The sequence below is a fragment of the Colwellia sp. MB02u-6 genome, from assembly GCF_014077095.1.
In the GTDB taxonomy this organism is placed as follows: Bacteria; Pseudomonadota; Gammaproteobacteria; order Enterobacterales; family Alteromonadaceae; genus Cognaticolwellia.
In genome coordinates, this window is the sequence record NZ_JACGVG010000025.1 from 1 (window position 1) to 14993 (window position 14993).

Consider the following 14993-nt stretch of genomic DNA (forward strand, 5'->3'; position numbering starts at 1 on the left):
GGTCATGGATAGTACAATAGGCCATGGATAGTACAATAGGTCATGGATAGTACAATAGATTATGGATAGTACAATACTAGAAAATGCGGTAAAAAAAAGCCAATTAGCCATCGCTTTTTTAAATGCCAAAGGCACTATTACTTGGGTAAGCGAACATTTTAGCACATTGACTAAAATCAATGCAGAAGAAGACAATAATGCCGGTGATATAGACATTGCAGACTTGTTTTTTGTTGATATAAATTGTCAAGAATTTAAAACCGCAATAACCGCTCAACATTCTCAAACTATATTCTGTGAACCTACTCGATTGAATGGATTAGGTTTAAGCATTCATTTAGGAGAGCTCACGGCTGAGCATCGTATTATGGTGTTGTCTGCACATCATGATAATGCTAAAAAATTGATTGAGCTGGAAACCGATGCGCTAACGGGGTTACTTAATCGTTCTGTTTTTGAAGACTTTTTAAACACAGCAATCACATTAAATGTTCAATTAGATTGCTCAATCATGCTAGTTGACCTAGACAGATTCAAGCAGGTTAATGACACGCTAGGTCATCCTGTTGGAGATAAATTACTTAAGTTGGTTGCGAAACGTTTTCGTAAATTATTAGGTTCTGATGATAGATTGATCAGGATAGGGGGTGATGAATTCGCTCTAATTTTTAGTAATAAAATGACAAAAGACACCTTGGTATCCTTAGCTGAAAGAATTATTACATCAGTGAGTAAAACTTTCATTTTGCAAATGCATCAAATAAATATTGGCGCGAGTATCGGCATTGCAATGGTTGATGATAGTTATTCAAATTATAAAGAGCTTTATCGTCATGCAGATCTAGCCCTCTATGCGTCAAAAAGTAATGGAGGATCGAAAGTATCATTATTTACAACTGATCTTGAAGTGAGTGCACAGTATCGCCGTGTGATAGAAAATGGCCTGCGACGAGGTTTGGTTAAAAAAGAATTTCGCGTTGTATATCAACCAAAAATTAATGTAACCAGTAATAAAGTTGTCAGTATTGATGCGATAGTAGAATGGCATAGTGATGAATTAGGCAAGGTAGATACGAGAGATTTTTATCCTGTGGCTAAGGATATTGGGGAGATAAATAAAATTACTTTCTGGGTTTTTGAGCAAGCTTTTAAAGAAACAAAAACTTTGCTCAACACAGCTATTTTATCTTTTAATTTGCTTGGTGGAGAACTATTAGCCACCAACTTTGTAGCTTGTTTTAACGAACTACTATTAAAATATAAAATAAAACCAACCCATGTTGAATTGATCATTCCTGAACAAGAGTTTTTAGACGTTCGTGGCCGTGAAGTAGCTAACGCATTGTCATTATTAGGAATATTAATCTCAATAAGTGATTCTATCACTGGATATGAGTCACTGCGCTTTTTAAAAAGGTTGCCCATTTCTCGTATGTGGGTGCACAGAGAATTTATATACGCAAGTGATAAAAGTTCAGATAGCTTAGAAATGATCAGAACAATAGCGAATATTGGTGAAATGCTAGGTATTCCTGTTGTGGCACAGGATGTAAAAACTGCAGATGAATTGTCGAAGCTAAAAGATGATGTCTGTCCTAATATTGAAGGTTTTTCCCCCAGCCCATTATTGAATGTAAAACAATTACGAAATTTTTTTACTTCCCATATTAAGCTATTAAAATAGGAAAACACTAATCAAAAACTCAATTGAATTAAGCAGATTGGTATACGTGAGCAGCAATAATATACCGACAGAAATATTTGATGACGAAGTTAAAGCCATTCTCAATATTGCTAATGAATATAATGCAAAAAACAATATAACAGGCGCATTATTATTTAATGGTAGCTATTTTACGCAAGTGTTAGAGGGGTCTTTGGCGGCAATAGAAGAACTTTTTGAGAAAATTCAGGGGGATACTCGGCATATAGACTGTGTGGCTTTGTGTTGTGAACCCATAGCAAGCCGAACATTTACTAAGTGGTCTATGGCATATGAAGGCCCTGATACCGTTGAAAAAGCGCAATTTACTTACCTGCTTGAAGACAGCGAAATAACCGATGAATTATTGTCGTTAGATAAACTTTTTGAATTAATTGTTAGTCATATATCACAAGAAAAAAACATATCATGAATTATTGATTGTTAGGTACTGATTGTTAATTGTTTACTGCTAAGTATTAACATATAAATATACCCCCTTACCTAAGGGGTTATTACAAGCTTAATCACATGTGCACAAATTCTCATACACATTTTCATACAAATTAATATTAATACTCACTTCTGTTTTTTCAGAGTCACTGTTTTTAAATATACTCCTTCAATTACGTCTTAAATATAGCGATGTTAATTAACTATCTGAAAATAATATATTATTTATGGTTTTCGGGTGTTTTTTTGGTACAGGTCTTAGTTTTTCATGTTGCTATGTCTATGTTAGTCTGATATATCTTAGTTTATTCAGTTACAATTTATTCAGTTACAATTTATTCAGTTACAATTTATTCAGTTAAAGGATTAAACGTTACTAAGAATAATTTGCACTAATCTCATTATTATAGTGAGGTCAAATCGTTCAATACGGAGAGTAAATACGATGAAAAGTGAGCCTGTCGACGGGCTGTTTCAATGCCTTGTATCGACAAAAGAAATAGATGATTGTGACAGCGTTAAGAATAAGTTGAATAAACTACTGTCAATTGTTCGCAAACATCTCGATATGGAAGTTGCCTTTATTTCAAAGTTTATCAACAAAGACCGCGTATTCGACATTGTTGATACTAAAAATGAGATGTTGCCGATAAATGTTAGTGATTCAGACCCAATAGAAGAAACCTATTGTGCAAAAATAGTCGATAATGTACTGCCAAATATTATTCACAACACAAAAAAAAATGATATAACTAGTAAGTTGCCAATTACTGACAAGTTGTCGATTGGCTCATACATAGGTGTGCCAATAAAATTATCTACAGGTGAAATTTACGGTACCTTTTGTTGTTATAAAAAGTCACCAGATGACACACTGAATCAACGGGATCTGTCTTTTTTAAACGCTATTGCCGATATTGCCAGTGAATTAATTGAGAAAAATGTTGAAACAGAGTTCAGTCATAACGAAATGAAAGCAAAGATTACTTCGGTGCTAAAGCAAAACAAAATTAATATTCACTACCAGCCTATTTTTAATCTTCAGAGTAACAAAATTATAGGTTACGAATCGCTTTCTAGATTTAACACGATCCCTTATGAATCACCTGATATTTGGTTTGCAGACGCATCCCAAGTTAATTTAGGTGAAGAGCTTGAAATCTTGGCGATTAAAAGTGCAATTAAAGGCATTAATGAATTTAATCTAGATACATATATTGCTATAAATGCCTCACCGGCATATGTGTTAAATGGAGCGGTAGCCCGTGCCTTACAGGGGATAAATTTGGAACGCATTATTCTAGAGATTACCGAACATGCACCGATTAAAAACTACCCTGATTTTCGTAAGGCATTGGAACCGCTTCGTAAGCAGGGACTACGCATTGCTATCGATGATGCGGGTTCTGGCTACTCTAGTTTCCAGCATGTTCTGGAGCTTGAAGCTGACATTATTAAACTAGACATTACACTGACCCAAAACATTAACTCCAACCATAGAAAATATTTGCTAGCAACCGCACTATGCGCATTCTCTAAATCGATAAATTGCAGTATTATTGCCGAGGGTGTAGAAACGGTGGAAGAGTTGAATTCACTCAGAGAATTAGGTGTCGATAGCGTACAAGGATATTTACTTGGCCGGCCAATGCCGATTAAGGATGCTGTATCTTATGTCAAAGTTTTTTAGCATTTCAAACATAGTAACCACATACTCGAGTTAGAATTTTTTTAATAGATAGCAATAAAATTTTGTCAACCTGATGTATGTTGTTACTGAGATAGATGAAAAATGGTACGCAAAAGTGGACCATTTTTATGTGCTGTTTTATGTGCTGTTAAGTCAGTCAGAAATCAATCTCACTAACTTTATGATCATTACCACGGGTTAAAAATAACCAATTATTGCTTAATAATATGCTGCTACGTAGTTCTACGGATTACATCTACGTATACGGGGACGGGTTTACTAATACCTTGAAGTTGTATTCTTAAATAGATGTAATTCATTAGTATAATGCAGAAAAAATTAACCAGATAGCTAGGGACGGTGACGCCGGCAGCCGTCGAGCGACTCGCTAACGCCGGCAGCCATCGAGCGACTCGCTAATATTAATATCGCTACTTACATCTAGTCTGGAAAATCAATATTTACTCTGATTTATTTTCGCTGTACACCACAAAATCATAAGTTTAATGAGAGTGTTATTAGTCTAGCTGAACCTGCATCCATGCAGGTAACATATGAACAGTCCATTTTTTAAGTCAATAGGATAATTGAGTTTAGTTGACCAATTTGACTCATTAAGTGTTGTACTTTTTCATGAGGGAAAATGAATCAATATAAGACATGAAATTTAGTCAGTAGTTATTCTATTTATAAATTTTGTAAGCTTTTTTTTTCATTTTAGTCCTTAAAAGTGAGGCGATAATTAATCAACTTGGTCAGTAGGCTGATTAAGCATCCACTTTTTGTTTAACATTATCATTCTCATTGTTATTAGTTGCTAGCGCTTTTAAAGATTGATAAAGCGTTTCTTCTTCTGCTGACAAGATTTTTGGAAAAATAATCTTTAACTTTACAAAAAAGTCTCCAGCAATTTTACTGGGTAAGCCACGGCCTTTTAAACGCATTTTGCTGCCGCTACTGATCAGTTTTGGTAAGGTTAAATCAATAGGGCCGCTAGGTGTTGGCACTTTCACTTTTTCACCTAAAGCTGCCTGCCATGGGCTAATACTAAGTTCAGTGGTTATATCAGCGCCTTCAACCACATATAAAGGGTTTGGGTTAAAGCCAATTTCAAGATACAAATCACCATTTTTTGCACCACCAGTACCTGCCTGACCTTGCTTTTGCAAACGAATTTTTTGACCTGGTTTGATGCCTTTTGGAATGCTAACTTTTAAGGTCCGATCTTTATTTTGCATCCTTCCATGTTGATTAACAACTTGATCTTGTAATGTAAAATTACGGGTTGCGCCGGTGTAAGCATCTTGCAAATCAATCAATATCTTTGCATTGCTATCTTGCCCTTGCATTGATTGACGACCTCGCGAGGCCTGTTGACCCGCACCAAAACCGCCACCAAATAAGGATTCAAAAAAGTCGCTAAAATCACCTTGTTCGCCAGTATTACCCTGGCCTTGATGATATTGGTCTTGCCAACTAGGCGGTGGTGTAAATCCTGATTGGCCAGCCTTCCAATTACTGCCCAGTTGATCATATGCGGCGCGTTTTTCTTTATCGCGTAATACTTCATAAGCTTCATTGATGTCTTTAAAACGAGTCTCAGCATTTTTTTCTTTACTGACATCAGGGTGAAACTTGCGGGCTAATTTGCGATATGATGTTTTAATTTCGTCTTGGGACGCGGTTTTATCAACGCCCATAATTTTATAATAATCTTTATAATTCACACTGACCTCCTGCATATATGGTATTTGCAGATAATTTTTTAAGTTAGCTTTGATAAATAATTTTAGTAGATAAAGTCGCTGAGTATCAATCCAAGGTTAAAATAACCCACAATTAATTTTAGCTAAGCCAATCTGATAGATTCATTATAATAACAAATGAAATGTACGAATGTCAGTAATATGACACTGCTAGCAAATATAAGCTTTACGCTGTGTTGTTTCGTGCTGCTTTAAGCGAGAACTTTTAGTCATGAGTATTAGACATAACTTTTTGCTAAAAATCATATTAGGTTATAAGTTATTCATATATTTCAAACAACTAAAAAATCAATGAATAAAGTAATAGCCTAGCTGAGTAAGAAAGCTAATACTCTTGGATACTTGTTAAAGTGAAAACAACAAATTATGGCTTAAGTACTTTGTTGCTATTTATCAGCGTAAATTTATATCAGTCAAAGGCAGGTTGTAAGCTACTTATATGGCAGATGCTTTATGTTGTTAACTCTTACCCTACTAAGATCACACTAAGCCAATCGCTATAAAACTAAACGATCACGCGTTGTTTATAAAATAATCACTTAAAAGTGAGATTTCGATGGGGGTCTGAGCATTAATACTGTATAATGCGCGGCTTTATTATGGTGGCTAAGCATTTGTCTATTGATACATTTAGCTTGGTTATCCAAAATTACAGTATTAACTATCACTTTAAAACCATCTGTTAGCACTTACTAGTTAATGAGTCTAGTTAACGGAAAATAGGAATATCTTTTGATCACTACATCGAACATTACAATGCAATTTGGCGCAGAGCCGTTATTTGAAAACATTTCGGCTAAATTTGGCAACGGTCACCGCTACGGTTTGATCGGCGCAAATGGCTGTGGCAAGTCTACATTTATGAAGATACTTAGTGGCGACTTGGTGCCAAGCTCAGGTAATGTATCGGTAAGTACAGGTAATAAAGTTAGTACTTTGGGCCAAGATCAGTTTGCTTTTGAAAAACATAATGTTATTGATACTGTGATCATGGGTGATATGCCGTTATGGAAAGTTAAGCAAGAAAGAGATGCTATTTACGCACAAACTGAGATGAGCGAAGACGATGGTATGCGTGTTGGTGACTTAGAAAGCCAATTTGCAGAAATGGATGGCTACACGGCAGAAAGTCGCGCCGGTGAAATCTTATTAGAAGCTGGTATTGATGAGTCTTTTCATTACGGTTCAATGCAGCAAGTTGCGCCAGGTTGGAAATTACGTGTGCTACTTGCACAAGCCTTATTTGCTAACCCAGACATTTTATTACTTGATGAGCCGACCAACAACTTGGATATTCATACTATCAGTTGGTTAGAAGGTGAGTTGAACAAGCGTAAATGCACCATGATTATTATTTCGCATGATAGACATTTTCTTAACTCTGTCTGTACACATATGGCTGATATTGACTATGGCGAACTACGTGTTTATCCAGGTAACTACGAGTTTTATTTGGCACAATCTGGTTTATTACGTGAACAGTTATTAGCGGGTAATGATAAAAAAGTGGCTGAAATTGCTGAACTACAAGACTTTGTTAACCGTTTTGGTGCTAATGCTTCAAAAGCGAAACAAGCCAGTTCTCGAGCTAAGAAAATGGACAAAATTAAACTGGATGATGTTAAGTCATCAAGTCGTATTACACCTAAAATTGCTTTTGCTCCAGGTAAAAAAATGCACCGTCAAGCTTTAGAGCTTGAAAACTTAAGTCACGGTTTTGATGGCGAGCTATTATTTGAAAAAGGTGACTTATTACTAGAAGCCGGCGCTAAGTTAGCTATTATTGGTGAAAATGGCGCAGGTAAAACTACCTTGTTACGCTGTCTAATGAACGAGTTAGAGCACGTTGAAGGTGTGGTTAAGTGGTCTGAAAATGCATCTGTGGGTTATTGCCCACAAGACAGTGGTTCATTTTTCGATAATGACTTAACGCTAATGGAATGGATGTCACAATGGCGTAGACCTTGTCACAACGACTTAAGTGTTCGTGGCATGTTAGGTCGTATGCTATTTACTGACGACGATGCTAATAAAAAAGCCCGTAACTGTTCAGGTGGTGAAAAGAACCGCTTGTTATTCGGCATGTTAATGATGGCTGATATCAATGTATTGATCATGGATGAGCCAACTAACCATATGGACATCGAAGCGATTGATGCGTTAAATAATGCTTTGAAAGATTTCGAAGGTACATTAATTTTCGTCAGCCATGACCGTGAATTTGTTTCAAGCTTAGCGACCCGTATTATTGATATTAAAGATAAAAAATTAGTTGATTTTCAGGGCTCATTAGATGAATACCTTGATAGCCAAGTTCAAGTGAAAAAAATCGCTTAGTGATAAAGAATTAGCGAATGTAAGTAAAAATACTTTTATTAACAGCTAGTTGATTAGAGCAAGGTGCAGCGAATGTACCTTGCTTCTTAGTTTAAAAACCGGTCAATTTAATGAATAAATTTTTGTTAGCCTACGGTCAGCGTTATTATTGCAACTAGTCTAATTTACATTAGCTTAGAAAGTGCCAGTTACTTTTTTAAAAGCATCTTAACAAGTTCTTAAAAACTACCTCAACAAGTTATCTAGCAGCTTCATGTTAATGCCTATCCGATTTTTTTAATTGTCTTGTGACTCTGAAAGCCGACGCTAATGCTAACGCATAGTGTTATTATCAGGCATATTTTATTTGATACAGCATAATGTTAGCTTGCCCTCCTATAGCAGAATATCGTTGAGCTTAGTTCAATCGATTCTGCTCGATGATGACTTGTCACTATTTGAATCAATCGCGAATAAGCTTGTTGATAAAGGTTACAGTATCAGTCTTGATGCTTTACCTAAAAATTTGACCACTTCGCTATTGCAACAGATCAACGAATTAGCGGATGAAAATTTTAAACGTGTGGGTATTGGCCGAGCTAAAGATCATGTTATTAATGATGCTATTCGCACGAATGAAGTTTGTTGGATAACGGGTAATACCCAAGCTAGCGGTGCTTGGATTAAATGGGCAGGGTCACTGCAAAATTATTTAAACAAGCATTTTTTTTTAGGCTTGTTTTCTTTTGAAAGTCATTTTCCCCATTACGGTAAAGGCGACTTTTACAAGCTACACAAAGATGCTTTTAAAGGTGAAGATAATCGTGTGCTATCTGTGGTGGTGTATCTTAATCAAGATTGGTCACTTGAAGATGGTGGTGAATTGATCATTTACCCTGAGCAAGACTTTGACTCTGGTATGATTGCCGGCAATAAAATAACGGTAATACCCCATGTTGGTACTATTGTTTTATTTTTAAGTGGAGAGTTTCTTCATGAAGTGTTACCAGCTTTACGCGGTCGTTATGCTATTGCAAGATGGTTTCGATTAAATACCAGTATCGCTAATAACATTGATCCGCCAAGCTAATGTAAAAAATAAAGTCATGTAATATAAGGTTATGAGGAATTGTAATTGCCAAAATTGAAGAAAAAGCTACATGTAATGAGTGAACTAAGTGATATTAACCAAGAGTTACTGCCTTTGAAGGCATTAGCCGATAGAGAATTAGCCTCTATTTATGGTTTAACTGGAATGGTGTACACCCCACATATCGATGTGTATATGCAGGTGAGCATAAAAAAAGCTGAGATATTGGTTTGCTTGAAAAATCAGCAACTTTTGCCGGTATCAGAGGTAGAACTTATTACTGCTGAGTTAGACATTTTGCATAAAAGAGCCAGAAGCAATGCTGTTTTTGAATATCAAGGCAAGCAATATAAGCGCCGATTTTCGCCATTAAAACTCAGTAAGTCAGGTAAAAATGTTCAAAGGTGGGCAAAATTTTGGCTGCTAGAATTACCTAATGGCAAAGTGGATCCAAACTGGGAGCGGCAAGTGCGAGAAATTTGGCCAAGCTACTTTCTTATTAGAGCCATTAATATGTAGTCTAGTGTCGTTTAGCTAAGTTAAAGGACGTTAAGCTCAAGTTGAACTAAGCCTAAATTGAACTAAGCCTAAATTGAACTAAGCTCAAGTCGGTCTAAGTAAAGTGACCTAAGACTAGGCTAATAATTAATACTGCTTGGTGATCATCAAAAATTTTTGGGTGAAGTTCGCTAGAGATTATTATTAATCTCTAGCGTTGAGTCATTTACGCGTTTACATCAACAACCACTCGACCGGTAACTTCACCATCAAGTAACTTGTTGGCCACAGCAATAGCGTCATGTAAGCCAACTGTGGTTGATATTTGTGATATTTTATCAGCCAACTGCGTTTGCTCAAGTCGATGCCAGGCGTCTAATCTATCTTGCTCTGGGCGCATAACACTGTCGATACCGAGTAAAGAGACACCTCTTAAGATAAAAGGTGCTACCGTTGATGGAAAATCCATGCCTTGTGCTAAACCACAGGCGGCGACACAACCACCGTAGTTGATGCTGGCACAAACATTGGCCAGTGTTGTACTGCCAACAGAATCAATAGCTGCAGCCCAACGCTCTTTCATTAGTGGCTTACCTGGGGCAGATAACTCTGTACGGTCAATAATTTCATTCGCACCTAACTCTTTTAAATACGCAACCTGTTTCTCACTACCTGTTGATGCGGTTATTGTGTAGCCAAGTTCTGCTAAAATGCGAATGGCAAAACTGCCAACGCCACCAGTTGCGCCAGTCACTAAAATATTGCCACTTTTTGGTGTAATACCTTGTTTTTCTAACGCTATGACACATAGCATTGCGGTGTAACCTGCGGTACCTATTGCCATGGCATTAAATGGCGTTATTCCTTTAGGTAATGGAATGAGAAATTCACTATTAATACGGGCTTTTTGCGATAAACCGCCCAAGTACTTTTCACCGACACCGTAGCCATTAAGTAGCACATGATCGCCCACGTTAAATTTATCATTATCACATTGCTCAACAACACCCACTAAATCTATACCGGGTATCATAGGGAAACGTCTTATTACTGGGGCTTTGCCTGAAATGGCTAAGGCATCTTTGTAATTAATTGTGCTGTAAAGCACCTTAATGAGCACATCGCCATCAGTTAGGTCTGCTTCACTAAGTGCTTTAATGTCGGCGTGGTAGCCTTGGCTATCATCTTTATTGATCACTAAACTGTTAAACATTGCCTGCTCCAAAATAGACCACTGGTCTTTAAATAGTTAAAAAATTACTTTGCAATTAACTGCAAAAATACATCGATAAAAGTATCGATGGGCGTTAAGTTTTTTGTTAATTTACTTTTAGCGATAGAGCCTTCCCATCCCATCCAAAAAAAACTCGCTAAGGCTGTGCAATCAAGTGACGCTGGAATGGTATTCTCTTGTTGTGCTAATTGTAGACAACAGGTCATTTTTTGTTGCCAAACTGCAAAAGTATCTAATAGTTGTAGCCGGTGACTTTCTGGTAACAGGCCAACTTCTTGTTCGAGATTGCCAATTAAGCAACCGCGTTTAAAATTATATCTTGCCATGCCTTCTTTAGCGTCGTTAGCAAAATTCACAATACGCATTAGCGGTTTATTTGTTTCATTAAGCAGGTGTAAATCTAATTTTTTAGCAAAATAATGACTGTATTCTTCAATAACCGCTATTCCAAAAGCTTCCTTACTTGCAAAGTAATGATAAAAAGAACCTTTTGGTACAGACACTTTCTTTAAAATTTGATCTATGCCAGAAGAGGCAAAGCCAAATTCAGTAAAATATTGAACGCCACTTTGCACTAGCGCTTGTTTGGTTTGGCTGCTATCTCGACCTGATTTAGCGGGCCTACCACGTTGAGGTGTTGTATTGTTTTTATTCATATAACTATATTAGACCGATCGTCTAATTAAATGCAAGGTTAATTTAGAAAGTGAGGTTTTCATAGTGATAACACTTTACGATATTTTTTATGTTGACACTGAAGTGTTCATTCGAAGCTTTTAAATTAGCTTTTTTGGCGAAATCAACAGCAGTGAATTTGCAAAGTGACAGCGGTTAAATACCTTACTTATGATCAGGGCTGTGTCATGATGGGCAACTTATTAACTTGGCAGTAATGCTAGCTCGACTTGCTCACTGTTTTAGTGGCGTTATTCAGCGGTTAAAATAGCTAATTTGTCACTTTATGCAATTAACCCAAGACTATCTGGGCAAAAAAAACGATAATTCACGACATTAAGAACAATATACTCTTTGGCAACATTTCAAGCTGAAATCTTGGCTATGACAGCAATCAATTGTGGGACCCCATTCAATGGAAATTAAAGTTAACTTTCTCGATAACCTAAAAGTAGAAGCTAAGTTTGATGACTTTAGCGTCGTCGCGGATCAACCTATTCGTTATAAAGGTGATGGCGCTGCGCCAGGACCATTTGATTACTTCTTAGCTTCTTCGGCTATGTGTGCGGCTTATTTTGTTAGGGTGTATTGTAACTCTCGCGATATTCCAACCGAAAATATTCGTCTGTCACAAAATAATATTGTTGACCCTGAAGATCGCTATAAGCAAATATTCAAAATTCAGGTCGAACTCCCTGAAAGTATCTCTGAAAAACATCGCTTGGGCATTATTCGTTCAATTGATCGTTGTACGGTTAAAAAAGTAGTACAAACGGGGCCAGAATTTGTTGTGGAACTCGTTGACAGTCTTGAGGACGACGCGCAGGCCATGTTAATGGGGCATTCGGCTGAACAAGCCAGTACCTTTATTTTAGGCAAAGACTTACCCCTTGAAGAAACTATAACCAACATGACCGCGATATTGGCAGGTCTTGGCATGAAGATAGAAATTGCCTCATGGCGCAATATTGTGCCCAATGTTTGGTCATTACATATTCGTGATGCGGCATCGCCGATGTGTTTTACCAATGGTAAAGGCGCAACGAAAGAAAGTGCACTTTGTTCAGCCTTAGGTGAGTTTATTGAGCGCCTTAATTGTAACTTCTTTTATAACGATCAATATTTGGGTCAAGATATTGCTAATAGTGACTTTGTACATTATCCCAATGAAAAGTGGTTTAAATTAAATGAAAGTGATGATTTACCTAGCGGTATTTTAGATGATTACTGTCTTGATATTTACAATCCTGACGACGAGCTACGTGGCTCAAATCTTATTGATACCAATTCAGGCAACCTTGAACGTGGTATTTGTGCGATTCCTTATCTACGTCAATCAGACGGTGAAACGGTATATTTTCCATCAAATTTGATTGAGAACCTATTCTTAAGTAATGGCATGAGCGCTGGTAATAACTTGGCAGAAGCGCAAGTACAGTGTTTGTCTGAAATTTTTGAACGGGCAGTAAAAAGACAAATAATAGAACAAGAAATTGTTTTACCTGATGTGCCTAAAAGCGTGCTTGAACAGTATCCAAGTATTCTTGCTGGCATTGAAGCACTTGAAGATCAAGGCTTTCCGGTGGTGATTAAAGACGCCTCGTTAGGTGGTCAATTTCCTGTTATCTGTGTGACGTTAATGAACCCAAAAACCGGTGGTGTATTTGCTTCTTTTGGTGCGCATCCAAGTTTTGAAGTAGCGTTAGAACGCAGCTTAACTGAATTATTGCAAGGTCGTAGTTTTGAAGGTTTAAATGATGTGCCAAGGCCAACCTTTAATAGTCTTGCGGTATCTGAGCCAGAAAACTTTGTCGAACACTTTATTGATTCAACCGGCGTAATTTCGTGGCGTTTCTTTAGTGATAAACATGATTATGAATTTTGTGAATGGGATTTCTCTGGCACCAGTGAGGAAGAAAATACTCGTTTGTTTTCTATTTTACAAGACTTAGGTAAAGAAGCTTATGTTGCGGTATTTGACCAACTTGGCGCTACGGCATGTCGTATTTTAGTCCCGGATTATTCAGAAATTTATCCAGTAGAAGACTTGGTTTGGGATAATACTAATAAAGCACTAAGTTACCGCGAAGATATTCTTAATATTCATCGGCTAGATGACGACGCGCTAGAAATTTTAGTCACACGTTTAGAAGATAGCCAGCTAGATAATTATATTGATATTAGAACCTTAATCGGTATTGAATTTGATGAAAATACTGTTTGGGGTCAGTTAACAATTTTAGAACTTAAAATACTGATTTATTTGGCTTTAGGCGCATTGGAAGACGCGCAGGAGTTGGTTGAAGCGTTTTTACAGTTTAATGACAATACGGTTGAACGTGGCTTGTTTTATCAAGCGATGCAGGCTGTACTTGAAATTACCTTAGATGAAGACATGGAACTTGAAAGTTTTATTGGCAACCTCAATAGAATGTTTGGTGAACATACCATGAATAATGTCATCGATTCAGCGATGGGCGAAGTGAAGTTTTTTGGACTGACTAAAACCGGAATGAACTTAGACGGATTAGACAAGCATTTGAGATTAATTGACAGCTATAAAAAACTTCATCAAGCACGAAAAGAACAAGCTGCAAGTTAAATAACCCTAGCCAATATCAGCTAGTTTTTTAGCGAATTGTTTTATTTGATTTTATAAAATTTAAAAGCCAATACCTAACGATAGGTATTGGCTTTTTTGTTATTGATGTTTAGTTGATGCTACAGCCGCAAAGGAAGAGTGTATCTGTGCATAATAACTGTAATCAGTGCGATAAAAGACGTTATAGCTTTAAAATGTTAAAGTTTAATTAATAAAACATGGGCAGTTTTTATAAGTACATCACCTTATCTTGACGATAGTTTTTTGCTTGATATAAGGCTTTGTCAGCGCGATAAAATATAGTGCAAAATAACTTGTCATCAAGAAGAAAGCTTGAAACACCAATACTGACCGAAAGCTTTACCTCACCCTGCTAGTCACCAACTATGGTTAACTTATTTTGCTCTTTCTTTATAGGCTCTGCAAGAACCATAGCGGCTTGTGTTGATGTTTCAGGTAAAAGAATAGAGAACACTTCATCACCAATACGGGCTAAAATTTCGGCTTATCTTAGGCTAGCTTTAAGCTTTTTGGTGACCTCGATTAATACTTGATCGCCAGCAGGATGAGCAAATTTATCATTTATACTTTTAAAGTGGTCAATACCAATGGTGAAAAGTGTTAGAGGTAATGAGTAACACCTTGCACGGTGATATTCTTTTTCTTCACTTTCTACTCTAATGCCTTTGTTCACCACTAAGTCATCATTTATTTTTAATTGTCTAGAAATGACCATCATTATAGCCAATAACATCAGTCAAATTTTTTCAAATAAGTCTAAAATAGCTTGGTTTGCATAGGTATATTTTTCAGATAAGTCTTTGGTATCAATAAAGGAATCTATACTGTCTAATACTTTATTTTTGATGTTATTAAAGGTGGATATCGTCTCTTTTGCTTAACTCAAGTTGTCGCGGTAAGGTAAAAAGTAAATTTTTTTTGCATACATTGTTATTATGTAATATCA

11 protein-coding genes are annotated in these 14993 nt (G+C 36.7%); 7 read left to right on the forward strand and 4 right to left on the reverse strand.

Annotation, left to right across the window (positions count from 1 at the left end):
- The first annotated feature begins 61 nt into the window (after positions 1–61).
- From H4J46_RS01415 to H4J46_RS01425, 3 genes are all read left to right on the forward strand, one after another.
- A complete protein-coding gene (locus H4J46_RS01415) occupies positions 62–1684 on the forward strand; it encodes a bifunctional diguanylate cyclase/phosphodiesterase (RefSeq protein ID WP_182231807.1) in 1623 nt (540 codons plus the stop codon).
- 37 nt (positions 1685–1721) lie between these two features.
- Positions 1722–2135, forward strand: a complete 414-nt coding sequence (locus tag H4J46_RS01420) for a BLUF domain-containing protein (protein WP_259365639.1) — start codon at positions 1722–1724, stop codon at positions 2133–2135.
- 465 nt (positions 2136–2600) lie between these two features.
- A complete protein-coding gene (locus tag H4J46_RS01425; protein WP_182231809.1) occupies positions 2601–3845 on the forward strand; it encodes an EAL domain-containing protein in 1245 nt (414 codons plus the stop codon).
- Positions 3846–4612: 767 nt separating this feature from the next.
- Here the strand turns inward: H4J46_RS01425 and H4J46_RS01430 are convergent.
- Positions 4613–5572 (reverse strand): DnaJ C-terminal domain-containing protein, encoded by a 960-nt coding sequence (locus H4J46_RS01430; protein ID WP_182231810.1) that lies wholly within the window; start codon positions 5570–5572, stop codon positions 4613–4615.
- A gap of 771 nt (positions 5573–6343) precedes the next feature.
- Here H4J46_RS01430 and H4J46_RS01435 point away from each other — a divergent pair.
- The 3 genes from H4J46_RS01435 (at position 6344) to H4J46_RS01445 (ending at position 9536) form a co-directional block, all read left to right on the forward strand.
- Positions 6344–7948 (forward strand): ABC-F family ATPase, encoded by a 1605-nt coding sequence (locus tag H4J46_RS01435; protein WP_182231811.1) that lies wholly within the window; start codon positions 6344–6346, stop codon positions 7946–7948.
- A 391-nt stretch (positions 7949–8339) separates the two neighbouring features.
- Positions 8340–9017: a 2OG-Fe(II) oxygenase gene (locus H4J46_RS01440; protein WP_220462901.1), complete on the forward strand. Its 678-nt coding sequence runs from the start codon at positions 8340–8342 to the stop codon at positions 9015–9017.
- 75 nt (positions 9018–9092) lie between these two features.
- Entirely contained in the window at positions 9093–9536 is a 444-nt protein-coding gene (locus H4J46_RS01445; protein ID WP_182231812.1) for a hypothetical protein, read from the forward strand.
- A 205-nt stretch (positions 9537–9741) separates the two neighbouring features.
- Here the strand turns inward: H4J46_RS01445 and H4J46_RS01450 are convergent, their stop codons facing one another.
- Both H4J46_RS01450 and H4J46_RS01455 read right to left on the reverse strand, forming a co-directional pair.
- Complete coding sequence (locus tag H4J46_RS01450) at positions 9742–10728, reverse strand: MDR family oxidoreductase (protein WP_182231813.1); 987 nt, start codon at positions 10726–10728, stop codon at positions 9742–9744.
- Positions 10729–10772: 44 nt separating this feature from the next.
- On the reverse strand, positions 10773–11405 hold the full coding sequence (locus H4J46_RS01455; RefSeq protein ID WP_182231814.1) for a TetR family transcriptional regulator C-terminal domain-containing protein: 633 nt from the start codon (positions 11403–11405) through the stop codon (positions 10773–10775).
- A 434-nt stretch (positions 11406–11839) separates the two neighbouring features.
- Here H4J46_RS01455 and H4J46_RS01460 point away from each other — a divergent pair, with 434 nt between their 5' ends.
- On the forward strand, positions 11840–14026 hold the full coding sequence (locus H4J46_RS01460; protein ID WP_182231815.1) for an OsmC domain/YcaO domain-containing protein: 2187 nt from the start codon (positions 11840–11842) through the stop codon (positions 14024–14026).
- Positions 14027–14531: 505 nt separating this feature from the next.
- On the opposite strand, the gene H4J46_RS01465 is transcribed toward H4J46_RS01460, so the two are convergent.
- Complete coding sequence (locus H4J46_RS01465) at positions 14532–14765, reverse strand: diguanylate cyclase (RefSeq protein ID WP_182231816.1); 234 nt, start codon at positions 14763–14765, stop codon at positions 14532–14534.
- Positions 14766–14993 lie beyond the last annotated feature (228 nt).